Here is a 15,683-nt window from a genome sequence, read left to right on the forward strand (position 1 = left end):
TAAAAACAGGCACTTAGGATGAATTTCCAAGTGCCTGTTTTTTGTATTTCAAATTCGCTGACACTTTTTAGGGACTAAATTCTTTTTCAGATTTTTCCCAGGCATCCGCAAGAGCCTTATATGCGTCAGAGAACCCATCTTTCATGTGGTCCCAGGCATCGACTGAACTGGCCTTCATGCTCTCATACGATTCGGCAACTTGATTCCGTTGCTTGCGAAGGGCTTCCAAGTTGGCACGCGCTTTTTCACGAGCGGCCTCGTTCATTTGATTCCAGTTGCCGTCGATACGTTTTTCCAGTGCATCTATACGCTCATCCAGATTACTTAAAGCCGTTCTGGCCCTCTGAACCGCTTCGTCCCGCTGATCGGCGGTATAGGCCTCAAGTGTTTGAATCAAATCCTGCGTTTCCTGTTTCACCTCATTTATGGAAGTTTCGTCTTCAGGTATCGCCTTTTTTTCTTCAGATGTATCTGTGCAGCTTGTCAGTGTAATTAAGAGCAGAGCAACTAACATGAGTATAGAGTTGTTAGTTTTTATGTACTTCATTTGCTATCTCCTTGACATGTCTTGGGTAAATGACCTTTAGAATAAATGATTTCTACTTTAAATGTCCAAAATCTAAATAATTAATTACTTAAACCTGGAAACAGCCGACTTTAAAGCGTTGCCGAGCGAGTTGTAAGCACTATCGATACCTGATTTGAGATCATCCCATGCGTCATCACTGGCTTCCCTAAGTTTCGCAAGTCTTCTGTTGGCCGTCTCATGCATGGAGCGAAGATCTTCAATTTTTTTGTAGTACTCAATTTGTGCATCGGCCTCCACTTTATCAGCTTTCGCTTTGAGTTTGTCAATCTCTGCATTCCACTCGTCTAATTGAGCCTGAAGCTTCTTTTGGTATGCTTCTTTCATGCTCATGATTTTTCTCCTTTGTAAGTATCCCCGGACAAAATTGTGCGCTTTTTGGATGTATCATTCAAAATAGCGGGTCAACAGAAAAGGGCCACCCCCTGCCTGACCCTCCTTCACACCCAGGCGGCTCCACTACCTGTCGGTCAAGGAGTTCATTTACGCTGGATTTTCTTCGAGAAGGTTATCGCCCTCCTCAGGGACTCTGGAGTTGCGGCCCTGCTCACGAAGCTGCTTGTCTTCGCTGGCAAGATTCCCTTCAGCCTCAGTGGTGTCCGCTTCCGTACCGACGAACGGCGGGGTGGTCTTGGCAGGCGATTCCTCCGTTCGCCTGACAGGCAACGCCTCCGACATGCGGACCGATACCCCTTCGGGGAAAAGCACCTCTCTGGCCTCGTCGGGCATCGAAATCTCATGTTCCTGGAAGACCCGCTTGACCATTCGGATCAGCGAGGATTTGACCTTGGGTCCGTTGTAAGCCGAGCCGTCATACCAGAAGTAAATTTTGAGGTTCACAGTGGCTGAACCAAGCCGGTCGACCAGAACCAGGAACTCAGGGTCCCTGAGTACCGCAGGGTGCTCATTGAGAATATCCCTGACTAAATTCTGGGCAAGGGAAATGCTGTTCTCGAAGCCGATCCCCACCTCGAAGTTCTCCCGACGGTTGGGATTGGCGGTGTAGTTGTGGATAATGCTCTTATATACCGTCGCGTTGGGAATCTGTACGTGGTTGCCGTCCAAATCCATCAGCACCGTGCCGCGGGTCGTTACCCGTTGCACGAGGCCGGTATGCCCGACAATCTCCACCATGTCCCCGATCCGGAAAGGATTACGAAGGCTGATCAGGATGCTCGCGAGATAGTTTTCCAAAATATCGCGAAAGGCAATCCCCGCCACCAGACCGGCTACCCCCGTGCCGCCAAGGACCGTGGCGGCAAGACCTGAGAGACCGACGACTTGCAGGACCAGGTACAACCCGAGCAGAAAAACAAAAACCCCCAGCAACCGCGCCGCCACATCGCGCAAAAGAGGATTCAGCCTGTTCCCAAAAGTTTTCCTCACCCCGTGGGCCACCATCCAGGCGGTGACTCCGGCCATAAACAGAACCAGCAGGCCAAGCAGGAGCCGCGGCACTCTTTGCAGGGTCATCTCCCAGAGGGCCTGCAGCTCATTTACTGCGGGGGAATAATCCCAAGGAGAAATTTCAGCTATCTGAATACGGTTGACCACCGCTACCACGTCGCTGGTTTTTCTGGCCAAATCCCCGGCCCAGGTTCGGTAGTCCGCAGAACCGGTATGTCCGTCGAGAAAAACCACTCCCTCTTCGACCTGCACAGCAATGTCCGAAAACCATCCGGTCGCCTCCATGATTCTGGTCAGGCGTGTGTCGATCGCCTGATCGTTGGAGACCGGCTGAACCTCGATTCGTTCGGCAACCTGAGTGGTCTCCTCGGTGAAGAGCGACTCACTGGTTTCCAGGGAAGGTTTTCGTTGGGCAAAAGCGGAACAGATGATCACCCCGGAAAACAACACGCTGAGCAAAAGCCGCAGGTTAATACGATGGAGGCTGGCAACCTTTGGTCGCCAAGGGTTTCGCGGGAAGTTCATGGCGCCGACCTCTGTTCAGGCTCTGCTGCTCAAGCCAAAGCACTTTCCCATAGCTCCAAAAATGATCAGATGCTGGCAACGCTGGTTTTCACCGGCGACTCGCATCCTCTGCGCTTCCTGCCACGGATCGAAACAATCTTGATCGAGGATGCCCCGCGTACCGATAAAACAACAGATAACCAACCCTACAACTGAGTCTTCAACAAAGCTTATCCAATCGGCAGGAATACACAACTATTGGAGCTTCCCGGCCAAGGTGAAGATGACAATTAATGCCGAAGTTAAACTAATGGAATAAACTCAAAAAGTGGGCCACAAACAGTACCAGGATGCAAACCGCCCCCGACCCGGAATCGGTTCGGGGGATTTTATTGGGTACGACGCATTATGACAGAGGACAACTGCAAAACGGCAATACTGCTTTTCCTTGTGATAGTATTCTGACTATGGGGTAGCTTGTAACGAGTTCCCCGGACAGGCTATACCAGGCAGCCAGAAAAGCCCGAGCGACAGCTCCCAGAGAATTCGTCTGTACTTTTTACGATGGTTTTTTTGCAGAGGAGACGGTATGAATCGACGGCGTTTCTTGCAGGAAGCAGCCCTCTGGTCTCTCACCTTTTCCCTGGTATTGCAATGGCCCTTCACCTGCAATGGCAACAGGGCAAAAGCACAGGTCGCGCCGGCCCGGTTACCGCGAGCACGGGTCGGGATCGCCAGGGGCAAGAACTACGCGGATCTGGTGCGTCGGTCGGTGACCCTTATCGGAGGCATGCAGGCTTTTGTGCGGCCGGGCGCCAGGGTGGTGATCAAGCCTAACATTGGCTGGGACCGCAGTCCGGAACAGGGAGCCAACACTCATCCGCTGGTGGTGCGCACCCTGGCGGAAATGGCCCTTGAAGCCGGCGCCAGGCAAGTGCGCATCTTTGACCGGCCCTGCAACGAGGCGCGCCGCTGTTATACTCACAGCGGCATCCTGCCGGCCATCGAAGCCCTTAACAGCGGCAAGGTGCGCTGCGAGTACATCGACCGGCGCAAGTTCGTCGAGACACCCATCCCCCGGGGACGGGTGCTGAAAAGCTGGTCGATCTATCGCGATGCGCTGGAAGCTGACTGTTATATCAATGTACCGGTGGCCAAGCACCACGGTCTGGCCGGCCTGACCCTTGGTCTCAAAAACAGCATGGGGGTACTGGGAGGCAATCGGGGTCGGCTGCATCACAAGCTGGACCAGAATCTTGCCGATCTGGCCACGGTTATCCGTCCCTCTCTGACGGTTATCGACGCCACCCGTCTGTTGCTGCGCAACGGTCCGTCGGGCGGCGACCTGCGGGACGTGCGCATCGAGGATACGGTGCTCGCCTCCGCTGATCCAGTAGCGGCCGATGCCTGCGCCACCCTCTTGTTCGGACGTGATCCTGACGATCTTGGAAGCTCGGTCGCTGCAGCCAACATGGGACTTGGAACGCTGCGGTTGAGCCAGATTCAGCGGCTAGAGGGACCATGAAGAAGCCATACCTGCCAATCTTGTGGAGGCGCCTTAGCCAGCTTCTGTGTTTTGCCGCATTCCTGTTCCTGTTCGTGCGTACTGACTACCAGGGGCAGGACGAGTTGTCCGGCGCCGTCAACCTGATCTTTCGCATCGACCCGCTGATCGCGCTGGCGACTTCCCTGGCAAACCGCACCTTCATCACCCTGCTGCTGCCGGCGCTTTTCGTGCTGCTGGCCAGCCTGCTGCTGGGGCGCTGGTTCTGTGGCTGGGTCTGCCCCATGGGCACTCTTTTCGACTGGTCGCGCCCCCTGCTGGGGCGCCGCGACCGGTCCCTGCCCGCCGCCCTGCCGAAATTACGTTATGTCCTGCTGCTTTTAACCCTGGTCAGCGCCCTGTTCGGCCTGCCCCTGGTCGGCTTCCTGGATCCCTTTTCGATCCTCGTGCGCGGGCTGACCATGGCCATCTATCCGGCCTTCGGCCTGGCCATCGAAAAGTTGTTTACCATCACCTACCAACACGGGCCTGCCTGGCTCAACGCGGCCAGCGAACCCGTCTATCAGTTCCTTCGGGAAACAGTGCTGCCCTTTCAGCAGAAAGTATTCACCAACGTTTTGCCCGCTGCCGCCATGCTCCTGACGCTATTGGCCCTGGAATGGATGCAGCGCCGCTTTTTCTGCCGCAACCTCTGCCCTCTTGGAGCCCTGCTTGGACTGGCGGCACGTTTTGCTCCCTGGCGCATTGCCAACCGCCAGCCGACCTGCTCCGTCTGCAGTCAGTGCAGCACTCTTTGCCGAAGCGGCGCTATTAACCATCAAAGGCAGGTCAACCCCGAGCGCTGCATTCTCTGCCTCGACTGCCTCATCCATTGCCCACAGCAGAACTTCTCCTTCGGCCCCTCACGCAGGACTGCCTTTTCGCTGGCCGAAGGCCTCAGCCGGCGGGCCTTCCTCGGCACAGCCTTGACGGGGTTGGCGACGCCTTTTCTGTTCGCTGTGCGCCCCCTCAAAAGGCAGCCGCAACCGAATCTGATCCGGCCGCCGGGCGCCCTGGCGGAAGATGCGTTCCTGAACCGGTGCGTGCGCTGCGGCGAATGCATGCAGGTGTGCATCGGCAATGCTCTGCATCCGGCCTTGACCGAAGCCGGAGTCGAGGGGATGTTCACCCCGCGCCTGGTGCCCCGCATCGGTTATTGCGAGTATCAGTGCACCCTCTGCGGCCAGGTCTGCCCCACCGGCGCCATCAAGCATCTGTCGGTCAACGAAAAGCAGGCGGTCACCATCGGCCAGGCCTACATAGACCGCAACCGCTGCCTGCCCTTTGCCAGAGCCGTGCCCTGCATGGTCTGCGAAGAACACTGCCCAACCCCGCAAAAAGCCATCCGCTTTCGCCAGGCCACGGTCCTCAACGACCAGGGTCAGGCTGTCACCATCAGGCAGCCCTACGTGGTCGACGAACTGTGCATCGGCTGTGGCATCTGCGAAAACAAGTGCCCCCTTCCCGGCCGTAGCGCCATTCTCGTCACCTCGGCGGGTGAATCTCGCCGAAATGACGGTTTTACCGATACGCCAGGATACAGATAAACAAAAGATCAGGAGCATGAAACAGCGGGGATAGCAGGAGTTCGATTCTTCAATGACCAGGGCCCGCGCCAGTCACGGCACTATGCGCCAGGTCTGGAGCGAAAAAAAAAGAGCCCCGCGATTTCTCGCGGGGCTCCTTGATGATCCACTTTTATGGACTTGCTTAGATTCTGCGCACGTTGGCAGACTGGGGGCCTTTTTGACCCTGGGTGACATCGAAAGCCACGCGGTCACCTTCGGCAAGGGACTTGAATCCATCACCCTGAATCGCAGAAAAATGAACAAACACGTCAGGTCCGTTATCCTGCTCGATAAAACCAAAACCTTTTGCGTCGTTAAACCATTTCACAGTACCTTCAGCCATTTTTTCTCCATGCTCCCGATCGGGACTTTTTTGTTGTGTAAACACACTCACCCGGAAAATAAAAAAACACACAACCCAAGGGGTTTGTGTGCTTGATCCATGTTGACACCTTGTCAATCTGGCGAGCGTAATACTCTTACACAAACTTGCTTAAGTAAAAGCACCATAGCACGGTACGGTTTGAAAGAGCAAGGCATAAATACACATAAAAAAATAAAAATATCGGACAACCGTCAATAGAGCCTGCGAAAAGCCGAAGCCTTGATCACCGCAACAACTTCCCCGCCTTCCTCCAGACCCAAATCCCTGACGGCCTCACCGACTACCTGGGATATCAGATGCCCGTCGCCACAATCGAGTTCGATGCCGACCCGGTTTCCGGCCTCAAAGATCTTTTTGACGCGGCACCGCAGCATATTGCGCGCACTGGTTGCTTCAGGGTGCCGTTTGAACAAAGTTATCTCCCTGGAAGAAAGTTCAAACATACCCGAGGACTCCTGTTCATCGGCCGTCAAAACGAACTCCTGCGTGCCCCACCGGTAGATGCACAAACCGTTATGCGGACGGGGATCCTGCAGCTCCAGCAGGTTGACATAGCCCGTCGGTGCGCTTCCCATGCGACGCAGAGCCAGTTGATGCGGGGAGGTCCGGGAGCAGAGGCGACCATCGGCGAGTTCCAGCACCTGCTCGGTCATCAGCCGCATTTCGTTGAGAGAGTGGCTGATGAACATAAAGGGGATGCCGAACTCGGCAAATACCTTTTTCAGATAGGGGATAATCTGATACTTGAGCCCCTCGTCCAGACCGCTCAGGGGTTCGTCCATCAATATGAGCCGCGGGCACGACAGGATTGTGCGGCCGAGAGCCACGCGCTGACGCTCACCACCAGAAAGGGACTCGACACCGCGATCGAGCAATGGACCAAGGTTGAGTACTTCGATCAGGGATTGCGGCACGATCCTGCGCTGCCGGGCCGGCAGGCGCTTGTAACCGTACAGCAGGTTGCGTCGAACCCCCATGTGCGGAAACAGGTGAGCATGCTGAAAAACCACGCCGATGCGTCGTTTTTCCGAACAATGGTTGATCTTCGAACTGCCGTCAAAAAGCGTCTCGCCGTCGAGCCGGATAAAGCCACGATCCGGCCTGAGCAACCCGGCCAGCATGTGCATCAGGGTTGACTTGCCGCTGCCTGAAGGGCCGAACACCCCGACCCGCCGGCAGTTGAGGGAAAATTCTGAAGCGAAGCAAAAAGCACCCAGTTGTTTTTCAAGCGCGACTTCGAGAGTCATGGCCGCATTCTCCGCCGAAAACGTTTGATCAAACCTTCATTGAACACCAGCACAGCCAGCGCCAGGGAGATGGATACCAGACACAGGCCCAGGGCCATGGGGTCACCGCCGGGACTGCTGGAATAATCGAAAATGGCCAACGGAATGGTCTGGGTCACGCCCGGAATGTTGCCCGCCAGGACAATGGTCGCACCAAATTCGCCGAGGCTGCGCGCAAACATCAGAGTCGCACCGGCCAGCATGGCCCGTCCCGACAGCGGCAGGATGACGGTGAACAACACATCGTACCATCGCGCGCCGAGCGTGCGGGCCGCCTGGATCAGGCGGCCGTCAATATCCTCCATGCCGATGCATATGGCACGCACCAGCAGGGGAAAACCGACCACCATCGAGGCAACCACTGCCGCTTTCCAGGTAAAAATGACACGCACGCCAAATCTGGCGAGTATTTCTCCAAACCAGCCGTGACTTCCGAGGGACAGGAGCAGAAGATAGCCGACCACCACCGGCGGCAGCACCAGGGGGAGATTGACCAGGCCAGCAATAAGGGGCTTGCCGGGGAACCGTGAAAAAACCAACAGATAGGCGACCGCGAAACCGAAGGGGATGGAAACCAGGGTGGCGGTAAACGCCACCCTGGCGGAAAGCACAATGGCCTGAATGTCCGTGGGAGAAAATTCGATCATGACTGGGCACCATCCGGACAATTATTCAACCTGTCAACGAACGACAAATCCGTGTTTTTTCAACAAACCGGCAGCCTCGCCGCTTTTCAGAAAATTGAAAAAGGCGATTGCCGAGGGGTTTTGGGCACCATCCGTCGTCAGGGCGATGGGATAGGTCACTTCATCGTAGAGACGTTGAGGAACTTCCAGCAAAATGGCCGCCCTTTTGGCCAACAAAGCGTCGGTTCGATAAACAAAGGCCCCGTCCACCTCACCCCGGTCGGCATACATGAGTGCCTGCCGCACATCCTTGGCAAGAATCAGTTTGGGCTGAATTTGTCCGAGCAGACCTGCCCTGCCAAGGGCCTGTTCTGCATACTGGCCGGCAGGCACGCTTTTGGGGCTGCCGATAGCGATGCGTTGCAGCGTGGCGATATCCTTGAGGGAGCTGACCGGCAGGTCCTGGGGCCCTACAAACACCAGCGTGTTGTAGGCAAGGGTGCCTACGCCTTTGCCCGGCACCCGATTATTCTCTACCAGGTAATTCATCCACTTGGGATTGGCTGAAATATAAATGTCCGCAGGCGCCCCCTGAACGATCTGTTTGGCGAGAGCCCCGGAAGACGCGAAGTTAGGCAGGACGGTGGCATCCTCCCCTTTCTTCGCATAGACAGTGACGATTTCCTTGATCGCATCGGTCATACTCGCCGCCACGGAAAGCCGGACTTCCGTAGCAAAAGCAGACGAGCAAAAGGCAAGGGACAAGAGCAGAACAACCAGGAGGGAGCGCATGGAGAGAATCCTTTCACACTGAAATGAAGAGCTTTTTCCCAGACTGCCGCAACCTGCAGAAGACCTGCCGATTGCACTGGCACCGTTATTCGGCGCATGGCGCCATGATAGTGGCACCGCGCTACAATAATGTCAATGGGAAATTCAGTGCAGGAAACGATGTTGACTACGGTTGCAACGTCTGGAAGGTGGAAAGGATTCTTCGGAAAACGCCGCCGAAGACTTCTGCATCGGCTTCCGGGGCGCTGTACACAAGGGCATAAAACCCCGATGATACCGGGACAACCACCACCTGTTCGAGAACCGTCACCGCACGGGCCATGCGTTCGCGGGATTCGTAAACCCTGGGATCCCTGGTGTCGGACGGTTCGCCGGATGGGCCAAGGATATTCACAAGGGGGACAAAACGGTATTGTTGCCGGGTGAAGCTCAGGGCTTTTTTGCCATCAACAAGCAGTTCGCGGGGCGCTTCGCTGCGAGCATTTTCCATGTTTCCCGGGAACGGGCGGGAATGTTCCCGGACAAACGCTTCCAGGGAATGGCCGCGAGGCCTTCCTTCAGCGTAATAATGCAGAGATATCGTCACCGGCACCTCCCCGGGCCAGGGGCTGTGGAGAATCACGCCATGCCCTTCGCCGACAGTCATGCCGGTTTCCGGTAAAGATTTCTCTTTGATCCACTGTACGGGAACTTCACAGGTGAAAAATTCATCGAGGGTCCACCGCTCAACGGCATCCTGCGGCCGGGCCATATCAACCGCCGACGCAACGTCCCTGACGCAGCCCGCCCCCAACGCTATCAGCAAAACAAAAAACCAGTACAGCTTACAGTCCCGGCCTTTTTTCATATCGCGCACCCCGATGCCCGGGCCTTGACAGCCCCCTGTCGTCCGGCCCTGTTCTCACCATTTTTGCCGCAGGATCTCGCGACGCTTGTGTGCATACTCGGCATCCGAGATAAGTCCGTCACGCTTGAGCACTTCAAGTTTGCGCAGACGCTGTTCGAAATCCAGCATATTGTCTTGATCCGGGCCGTCGCCCGAGGCCTCGATTTGCAGATCGAGCAAGGTGTCCGGTTGGGAGCGTCGGCTCGCCGCCAGCCATTTCGCATTAAACAGGATGATAGCCACGCAGGCCACCACCCATATCAGAAAGAAGGCGCCCGTCAGCAGCTTGAGGGCGACTTCGGAACGGGGCATGTCGTACCACACCACCCCGCCAAAAATCAGCCCGAAAAACAGAAACAGAACGGCAATTACTATCCCCGCCTTCGCCTGCACCTGGGTCAATCCGCCAGGAGCCACATGCACTTTGCGCGTCATGCAAAACCTCCAGAGCTAGGGACGAAGCCACTGGCCGGCGAAATTTTCGTTAACAACAATGGGATTACCCAGAGAAAAAGGCTGGTGCGCGGACAGTTCCAGCTCTTCGAGGGAAAAGCGGATGGGGATCTTCCGGGGCATGGCTTTGCAGTCATCCCGCCGCAGCCGGAAAAAGGTCAGGGTGGCATCCTTATATTCCGCGCGGAAGTCCTGCTTGACCGTGCAACCGCTGCTCGCCACTTCGATGACGATCTGTTGGTTCTCAAAATCAGTATTCAAACCAAGCAGAAGTTCCGGGTGATCCTGCCCGGCCACAGCCGGCGCAACCAGAAAACATGCCAACAAGGCGCTGCAAACAATCCGTCTCATTACCTGCCTCTCATTCCAGATTGAAAAAACCCCGCACCTTCAAGAAAAACGCCGGGTGATACCGATAATCTCAGAAAACCGTTGTCAAAGGCCACAAATTTATATGGCTTTCCACTATCGACTGCCTATATATTTTTCTTTGTTTACGGCACGGTCGGGGAGCCACCACGATGGGCGGTCCGACCATGCTGCCCTTTATCCTTTTTTCGGAGGTGAACACCATGAAAAAATGCATGACCGGCCTGCTGTTGCTGACTTTGCTGATAGCCCTATCGACCCAGGCGATTGCCGATTGTGGTTCCGACTGCGCCAGCAGTTGCTCTGCCGCCAGAGGCAAGGGTTATGAAGAGTGCATGCGCAGCTGCCTGTCCGGCTGCATCGACTACGACCCCCCTCAGGTGCCCGATGTTCCCGAACCGACACCCGTGGAAACCGACAACCAGTAACCCTTCGTAATTCAGCGGAGTCCGCCGCCAGCAACCTGGCCGGCAGTCCTCGGCCGGGCTGCCGGCCTCGGCCATGGTCTCGACGTTTTGGTCCTGCTGTTCTCCCCCTGCACCCTTATCGCCCCGCCGCCGGCTGTCCCGTGCGCGCCCGCAATCTGTATCCTTCCATTTCACGCTGGAAATCATCGACACTGGCCGCCACAACCCCGACCGCCAGCAGCAAAACCAGGGCTGCGGCCAGACGGCGCCAATTGCGACAGGCGTAAAGGGGGTAAACGGCAAACAGCGCCGCGACGCAGGCCGCCAGCAACTGTCCGGAGCAGGATCCGATGGCGCCCGCGACCAGAAGCATGAACCCCGCCGCCCAAAGCATGGTGTTGGATGAGGTTGCTGTCGTTTTCATAGGCAACAAAAAACCGCCTTTCCCATAACCGTGGTGAGGTACCGCTCAACCCATCGTAATGCAGCCACGCTGCATCGCGCACCTTGTAAACAAGAACCCCGGATCCCGAGGATGCGGAGGTTCTTGTCTGCACATTCGCTTTTTTCGTATTGCACATCCGGACGCAAAGCGTCTTATTCCTGCGCCTGGGGCGGTTTGACTTCCAGCAGTTCCACCTCGAACAGCAAGGTGGCATTGGGGCCGATGCGGGGGCCGGCGCCACGCTCGCCGTAGGCCAGCTCAGCGGGAAGCACCAGTTGCCATTTGGCGCCTTCCTTCATCAACTGCAAGGCCTCGGTCCAGCCGGGGATGACCCCGCCAACAGGAAATTCGGCCGGCTCATTGCGCTCGTAGGAACTGTCGAATTCCGTGCCGTCGATCAGCGTGCCGCGATAGTGAACCTTGACGATATTCTCGGCGGTCGGCTGTTTGCCGGTACCCTCCGTGATCACCTTGTACTGAAGACCGCTGGGCAGAGTGACCACTCCCTCTTTTTTGGCATTGGCTTCCAGGTATTTTTTGCCTTCTGCGGCGTTTTTAGTCGAGGCTTCTTCAAGGCGCGTCTTCTCACGCTCGATCATTTCCTGCTGAAAAGCTACCATGGTTTCCCGAATCTGCTCCTCGGTCAGCAGCGGTTCGGCATCGCCCAGGCCATCCTTTATCCCCCTCATGAGCAAATCGGGATTCAATTCCACCTGCTGGGCCTTGAAGTCTCGCCCGATGCGCAACCCGATACCATAGCTTACCTTGTCCTGCAGCGACTCCATCTTGACGGCTGCTTGCTCCTTGCCGGAACAACCGCTGCCCATAAGCAGCACCAGGGCCGCGATCGAAAAGATTCCCATTGTGCGTTTCATTGCCTTACCTCCAGGGGCAAAAAGGACTGTTTCTGAAAAAGACGCGTCAGACTACCTTGAGTCAGAGAAACTGTAAATACCTTTATGAATCGGGGCGCCAATTCTCCTTGTGCACCCTGCAAACGCCGTCGATGAAGAGGACCGCCCTGCATTGCCGACGATCATTCGGCGGCAACATCCCCGAGCGTTTCCATACTGATGCGGCCCAGTCGGCCAGCCTGCAATTCGTGCAGCAGAAGTTCAGAGGCCCGTTGCCGATCAACGACACCGCCGGCCGCCAGACAGCCACGCCGGCGGCCCACTTCAACAAGCAGCGCTTCGCCGTTTTCGGGAAGCTCCTTCAGCCGAAAGCGTTGCGAAACCTGCAGCGGATATCGCTCCAGAAGAAAATCGCCAACAAAAATTGCGATCCGCTCATGCTCCATGGCGTTGTCGCCGATGGCTCCGGTGGCGGCCAGACACAGAGCCCCGCGCTGGTCTTCCAGGTTGGGGGCCAGCACGCCGGGGGTGTCGAACAGGAAGATACCGTTACGCAGATCGACCTGCTGCGAAGTGCGGGTGATGGCCGGCCGGTCCCCGACCCTGGCAATCCTGCGGCCGCAAAGGGTATTGATCAGCGTCGATTTGCCGACGTTGGGGATGCCGACAATCATGATGCGCAGCGGTTTGCCGGGGCCACCGCGATGCGGCACCAGGCCGCGGCTCAGGCGAATCAGCCGGGATGCCTCGTTTTTCTGGGTAGCGTCGATAGCCAGGGCCTTGACCCCCTTGGCGTGTTGTTCAAAATAACGCACCCAGGCTTTGGTGATTTCGGGGTCGGCCAGGTCGCTCTTGTTCAAAACCTTGATGCAGGGTTTGGCGCCGCGCAATTCCTCCAGAAGCGGATTGCTGCTGGCGACCGGCAAGCGTGCATCGAGCACCTCGACCACCAGATCGATTTTCGGCATGTCCCCGGCTATCTGCTTCCGGGCACTGTGCATATGTCCTGGGAACCAATTAATCATTCAGCTTTTCACCGTATGTCCCGGACCCTCCGGGGACCGGTCCTTTCAAGTTGACGTTTCGGACAAGCAGCAAGCATCATGCCGCCATGCTTCTCTTCACGGGGGCGAAATCCCTAGCGGGTGTTCTGCAAAGCCTCCAGAACCCTTGCGGCCACCCTGTTGGCCCTCGCAACACAATCATTGAGGCCGACACCGAAGAAGGCATTTCCCGCAAGAAACAGGCCGGGATAACGACCGGCCGCGGCCTCCAGAGCCCGCAGGCGCGCGCCGTGGCCGGCTACATACTGGGGAATTGCCGCCTCGTGACGGATGATTCTAACAAAATCCGGTGCTTTTGTGATCCCCAGGGTTCGTGCCAGATCCTCCCTGACGCAGCGTTGCACATCCTCGGCACTAATCTGCGCGGCATCCGGGCGGGTGGCGCCGCCGAACATGGTCCGCAGCAACACGTGTCCGTCGGGGGCTCGCTGCGGAAAAATGCTGGAAGACCACAACGTCCCGAGACTGTTCAGCCCCGAACGGCGCGCAGCCAGATATCCGAAGCCGTCAAGCTCCCGGGGAACGGCATTTTTGCGGTACCCGAAGCAGGCCACCTGTAGCGGTGCGTAAGGAATCTGTTGCAGCAACGCGGTCATGGCCGGAACGGATTTTTCAAGCTGCAAAGCCAGGTCCATGGCCGGCAGCGCCGCTACGACGATCCGCGTCCTGCACACCTGGCCGTCGCGGCACTGCAAGACAAACCCCTGTTTTTCGGGAATAATAGCCTCGACATCGATACCCAGCCGCAGGCAGCCTTCCAGGTGCCGGGAAAGGCCATCGGTCAACTGTTGTATGCCGCCGGCAAAAGAGGTGAGAATGCCGCCCGGCCCGGCCGCCCCGGACACCACTTTGCCGGCCCGGATCTCGGCGCGCTTGCGCCGCGCCAGGCGCAGCATCGCCCGGATCAGGCCGCCATACTGCTGTTCCAGCTCGTAAATGCGGGGGAAACAGCTGCGTAGACTCATGCTCTCAGGGTCGCCGGCGAAGATGCCGGAGGCCATGGGTCCGACCAGTTGATCAAGGGCTTCCCGCCCCAGACGCCGCCGCACGAACTCCGCCAGGGTTTCATCCGCACCGTCGGCACGGCGCGGCACCAGAAGTTCCGCGACGAGACGGCATTTACCCGGCCAGGAAACCAGTTGTGATCGGAAAAACCCCCCGGCCGAATCCGGTACCCGCTGCAAGCGGCCATCGGAGAAAATGAAACGCCTGCGGGCGGCGTCGCTGGAAGGCAACAAGTCTCCGCCAAGACCTGCGTCCCGGCACAAGTCAAGGGTCGCCGGCTTGCTGTCGAGAAAACCGTTCGGTCCCCATTCGCACAGATAACCGCCGATCTTCTCAGAGCGGATCTTGCCGCCGGCACGGCGCTGCTTTTCCAGAATCGTGAGATTGATTTCCAGACCAAGACGACGGGCACCCTGCTGAATGGCAAAAGCCGTGGCCAGCCCGGAAAGACCGCCGCCGATGATGGTTACATTCATTGTCTTTTTCCCTTGCCTGTCGACGTCCACCGCTGCAAGTGTACAAATCAGCCATTACAGGAGCCTTGACGCACGGGTTTGCGCTACTTATATTAGCCAGTGACATCGCCTTTTATTCAGGAGAAACCATGGCCAAGGACTATTATGCCATTCTGGGCGTCGCCAAGGACGCCGATACCGACACCATCAAAAAAGCCTACCGCAAGCAGGCCCTCAAATACCACCCGGACAAAAACCCCGGGGACAAGCAGGCCGAAGAGCGGTTCAAGGAAATCACCGAAGCCTATGCTGTGCTCTCGGATGCCGACAAACGCCGGCAGTACGACCAATTCGGCGAAGCGGGCTTCCACCAGCGCTTCAGCCAGGAAGACATTTACCGCAATTTCGACGTCGGCGATATGTTCCGTGAGTTCGGCTTCGACACCAACGACATCTTCGGGCGGCTGTTCGGCGGCGGCGGCCGGGGCGCATCCTTTTTCCAGGGCGGCCGCGCCCGCGCGGTCAAGGGGCAGGATTACGTCATGCACCTTAACCTGCCGTTTCGCCAGGCCGTACTGGGCGGGCAGCGACGGGTAGATTTCCGCGGCGAAAACGGGATCGAACATCTGCAGGTCAACATCCCCCCGGGGGTTGAATCGGGACAGCGACTGCGCGTGGCCGGCAAAGGGGGCGCCAGTCCGACAGGTGGACCACACGGCGACCTGTTTCTGGAGATCAAGGTCGATCCCGACAGCCGTTTCACACGCCAGGATCGCGATCTTTATGTCTCGGTGCGTATTCCGTTCAGCGGCGCCTGCCTCGGCACCACCGTGGAAGTGCCAACCCTGGAAGGGGAAAAACGGGTAAAGGTGCCGGCCGGCATGGCCAGTGGCGGCAAAATCCGCCTGAAAGGCTACGGCGTGCCGACCCACGGCCGCAAAAAGGCCGGTGACCTGTTCGCCGTCATAGAAATCGCCATACCCCGCAAACCGACGGCGGAGCAGCGGCAACTCCTGCAAAAACTGGCCGAAGCCGGCCTGTGATCCAC

Annotated in this window: 19 protein-coding genes; 5 read left to right on the plus strand and 14 right to left on the minus strand. The window is 57.3% G+C overall.

Features of this window, described 5'->3' with window-relative positions; genetic code table 11:
* Positions 1-67: 67 nt before the first annotated feature.
* The 3 genes from A6070_RS11720 to A6070_RS11730 form a co-directional block, all read right to left on the minus strand.
* Positions 68-538 (minus strand): sll1863 family stress response protein, encoded by a 471-nt coding sequence (locus tag A6070_RS11720; protein ID WP_145926464.1) that lies wholly within the window; start codon positions 536-538, stop codon positions 68-70.
* A 93-nt stretch (positions 539-631) separates the two neighbouring features.
* Complete coding sequence (locus tag A6070_RS11725; RefSeq protein WP_072285931.1) at positions 632-919, minus strand: sll1863 family stress response protein; 288 nt, start codon at positions 917-919, stop codon at positions 632-634.
* 150 nt (positions 920-1,069) lie between these two features.
* Positions 1,070-2,278 (minus strand): mechanosensitive ion channel family protein, encoded by a 1,209-nt coding sequence (locus A6070_RS11730; protein ID WP_235605484.1) that lies wholly within the window; start codon positions 2,276-2,278, stop codon positions 1,070-1,072.
* On the opposite strand from A6070_RS11730, the gene A6070_RS16165 reads away from it, so the two are divergent.
* The 3 genes from A6070_RS16165 to A6070_RS11745 all read left to right on the plus strand — a co-directional run bounded on the left by A6070_RS16165 (position 2,207) and on the right by A6070_RS11745 (position 5,587).
* The gene (locus A6070_RS16165; protein WP_235605503.1) at positions 2,207-2,713 is read left to right on the plus strand and encodes a hypothetical protein; all 507 of its coding nucleotides are present in this window, start codon (positions 2,207-2,209) and stop codon (positions 2,711-2,713) included. The two genes, A6070_RS11730 and A6070_RS16165, sit on opposite strands and share 72 nt — an antisense overlap.
* 373 nt (positions 2,714-3,086) lie before the next feature.
* Positions 3,087-4,022: a DUF362 domain-containing protein gene (locus A6070_RS11740; protein ID WP_072285933.1), complete on the plus strand. Its 936-nt coding sequence runs from the start codon at positions 3,087-3,089 to the stop codon at positions 4,020-4,022.
* Complete coding sequence (locus A6070_RS11745; RefSeq protein ID WP_072285934.1) at positions 4,019-5,587, plus strand: 4Fe-4S binding protein; 1,569 nt, start codon at positions 4,019-4,021, stop codon at positions 5,585-5,587. The genes A6070_RS11740 and A6070_RS11745 overlap by 4 nt, the downstream gene beginning before the upstream one ends.
* Positions 5,588-5,750: 163 nt before the next feature.
* Here the strand turns inward: A6070_RS11745 and A6070_RS11750 are convergent, their stop codons facing one another.
* The 7 genes from A6070_RS11750 to A6070_RS11780 form a co-directional block, all read right to left on the minus strand.
* Entirely contained in the window at positions 5,751-5,951 is a 201-nt protein-coding gene (locus A6070_RS11750; protein ID WP_072285935.1) for a cold-shock protein, read from the minus strand.
* Positions 5,952-6,184: 233 nt separating this feature from the next.
* Positions 6,185-7,240 (minus strand): molybdenum ABC transporter ATP-binding protein, encoded by a 1,056-nt coding sequence (gene modC / locus A6070_RS11755; RefSeq protein WP_072285936.1) that lies wholly within the window; start codon positions 7,238-7,240, stop codon positions 6,185-6,187.
* Positions 7,237-7,926 carry a molybdate ABC transporter permease subunit gene (gene modB / locus A6070_RS11760; RefSeq protein ID WP_072285937.1) on the minus strand — a complete coding sequence of 230 codons (690 nt, stop codon included), beginning with the start codon at positions 7,924-7,926 and terminating at the stop codon, positions 7,237-7,239. Before modB ends, modC begins: the two co-directional genes overlap by 4 nt.
* A gap of 33 nt (positions 7,927-7,959) precedes the next feature.
* Positions 7,960-8,697, minus strand: a complete 738-nt coding sequence (gene modA, locus A6070_RS11765; protein WP_072285938.1) for a molybdate ABC transporter substrate-binding protein — start codon at positions 8,695-8,697, stop codon at positions 7,960-7,962.
* 166 nt (positions 8,698-8,863) lie between these two features.
* Positions 8,864-9,544, minus strand: a complete 681-nt coding sequence (locus A6070_RS11770; RefSeq protein ID WP_072285939.1) for a hypothetical protein — start codon at positions 9,542-9,544, stop codon at positions 8,864-8,866.
* A 54-nt stretch (positions 9,545-9,598) separates the two neighbouring features.
* Positions 9,599-10,018, minus strand: a complete 420-nt coding sequence (locus tag A6070_RS11775; protein WP_072285940.1) for an SHOCT domain-containing protein — start codon at positions 10,016-10,018, stop codon at positions 9,599-9,601.
* Positions 10,019-10,033: 15 nt separating this feature from the next.
* Positions 10,034-10,387: a hypothetical protein gene (locus tag A6070_RS11780; protein WP_072285941.1), complete on the minus strand. Its 354-nt coding sequence runs from the start codon at positions 10,385-10,387 to the stop codon at positions 10,034-10,036.
* A 221-nt stretch (positions 10,388-10,608) separates the two neighbouring features.
* On the opposite strand from A6070_RS11780, the gene A6070_RS11785 reads away from it, so the two are divergent.
* Entirely contained in the window at positions 10,609-10,833 is a 225-nt protein-coding gene (locus A6070_RS11785; RefSeq protein WP_145926357.1) for a hypothetical protein, read from the plus strand.
* Between the two features lie 115 nt (positions 10,834-10,948).
* On the opposite strand, the gene A6070_RS11790 is transcribed toward A6070_RS11785, so the two are convergent.
* The 4 genes from A6070_RS11790 to hemG all read right to left on the minus strand — a co-directional run bounded on the left by A6070_RS11790 (position 10,949) and on the right by hemG (position 14,656).
* Complete coding sequence (locus A6070_RS11790) at positions 10,949-11,236, minus strand: hypothetical protein (protein ID WP_072285943.1); 288 nt, start codon at positions 11,234-11,236, stop codon at positions 10,949-10,951.
* 173 nt (positions 11,237-11,409) lie between these two features.
* Entirely contained in the window at positions 11,410-12,132 is a 723-nt protein-coding gene (locus tag A6070_RS11795; protein WP_072285944.1) for an FKBP-type peptidyl-prolyl cis-trans isomerase, read from the minus strand.
* A gap of 161 nt (positions 12,133-12,293) precedes the next feature.
* Complete coding sequence (gene ylqF, locus A6070_RS11800; protein WP_072285945.1) at positions 12,294-13,136, minus strand: ribosome biogenesis GTPase YlqF; 843 nt, start codon at positions 13,134-13,136, stop codon at positions 12,294-12,296.
* A 113-nt stretch (positions 13,137-13,249) separates the two neighbouring features.
* Positions 13,250-14,656: a protoporphyrinogen oxidase gene (gene hemG, locus A6070_RS11805; protein WP_072285946.1), complete on the minus strand. Its 1,407-nt coding sequence runs from the start codon at positions 14,654-14,656 to the stop codon at positions 13,250-13,252.
* A 128-nt stretch (positions 14,657-14,784) separates the two neighbouring features.
* Here hemG and A6070_RS11810 point away from each other — a divergent pair, with 128 nt between their 5' ends.
* A complete protein-coding gene (locus A6070_RS11810; protein ID WP_072285947.1) occupies positions 14,785-15,678 on the plus strand; it encodes a DnaJ C-terminal domain-containing protein in 894 nt (297 codons plus the stop codon).
* The last annotated feature ends 5 nt before the right edge of the window (positions 15,679-15,683 follow it).

This window comes from Syntrophotalea acetylenica (genome assembly GCF_001888165.1).
Classification (GTDB): domain Bacteria; phylum Desulfobacterota; class Desulfuromonadia; order Desulfuromonadales; family Syntrophotaleaceae; genus Syntrophotalea; species Syntrophotalea acetylenica.

Bases quoted from the DNA above. Each gene is read 5' to 3' on its own strand.
- A6070_RS11725 (WP_072285931.1), bottom strand. From the start codon at position 919: ATGAGCATGAAAGAAGCATACCAAAAGAAGCTTCAGGCTCAATTAGAC.
- A6070_RS16165 (WP_235605503.1), top strand. From the start codon at position 2,207: ATGTCCGTCGAGAAAAACCACTCCCTCTTCGACCTGCACAGCAATGTC.
- A6070_RS11730 (WP_235605484.1), bottom strand. From the start codon at position 2,278: ATGGAGGCGACCGGATGGTTTTCGGACATTGCTGTGCAGGTCGAAGAG.
- A6070_RS11740 (WP_072285933.1), top strand. From the start codon at position 3,087: ATGAATCGACGGCGTTTCTTGCAGGAAGCAGCCCTCTGGTCTCTCACC.
- A6070_RS11745 (WP_072285934.1), top strand. From the start codon at position 4,019: ATGAAGAAGCCATACCTGCCAATCTTGTGGAGGCGCCTTAGCCAGCTT.
- A6070_RS11750 (WP_072285935.1), bottom strand. From the start codon at position 5,951: ATGGCTGAAGGTACTGTGAAATGGTTTAACGACGCAAAAGGTTTTGGT.
- modC (WP_072285936.1), bottom strand. From the start codon at position 7,240: ATGACTCTCGAAGTCGCGCTTGAAAAACAACTGGGTGCTTTTTGCTTC.
- modB (WP_072285937.1), bottom strand. From the start codon at position 7,926: ATGATCGAATTTTCTCCCACGGACATTCAGGCCATTGTGCTTTCCGCC.
- modA (WP_072285938.1), bottom strand. From the start codon at position 8,697: ATGCGCTCCCTCCTGGTTGTTCTGCTCTTGTCCCTTGCCTTTTGCTCG.
- A6070_RS11770 (WP_072285939.1), bottom strand. From the start codon at position 9,544: ATGAAAAAAGGCCGGGACTGTAAGCTGTACTGGTTTTTTGTTTTGCTG.
- A6070_RS11775 (WP_072285940.1), bottom strand. From the start codon at position 10,018: ATGACGCGCAAAGTGCATGTGGCTCCTGGCGGATTGACCCAGGTGCAG.
- A6070_RS11780 (WP_072285941.1), bottom strand. From the start codon at position 10,387: ATGAGACGGATTGTTTGCAGCGCCTTGTTGGCATGTTTTCTGGTTGCG.
- A6070_RS11785 (WP_145926357.1), top strand. From the start codon at position 10,609: ATGAAAAAATGCATGACCGGCCTGCTGTTGCTGACTTTGCTGATAGCC.
- A6070_RS11790 (WP_072285943.1), bottom strand. From the start codon at position 11,236: ATGAAAACGACAGCAACCTCATCCAACACCATGCTTTGGGCGGCGGGG.
- A6070_RS11795 (WP_072285944.1), bottom strand. From the start codon at position 12,132: ATGAAACGCACAATGGGAATCTTTTCGATCGCGGCCCTGGTGCTGCTT.
- ylqF (WP_072285945.1), bottom strand. From the start codon at position 13,136: ATGATTAATTGGTTCCCAGGACATATGCACAGTGCCCGGAAGCAGATA.
- hemG (WP_072285946.1), bottom strand. From the start codon at position 14,656: ATGAATGTAACCATCATCGGCGGCGGTCTTTCCGGGCTGGCCACGGCT.
- A6070_RS11810 (WP_072285947.1), top strand. From the start codon at position 14,785: ATGGCCAAGGACTATTATGCCATTCTGGGCGTCGCCAAGGACGCCGAT.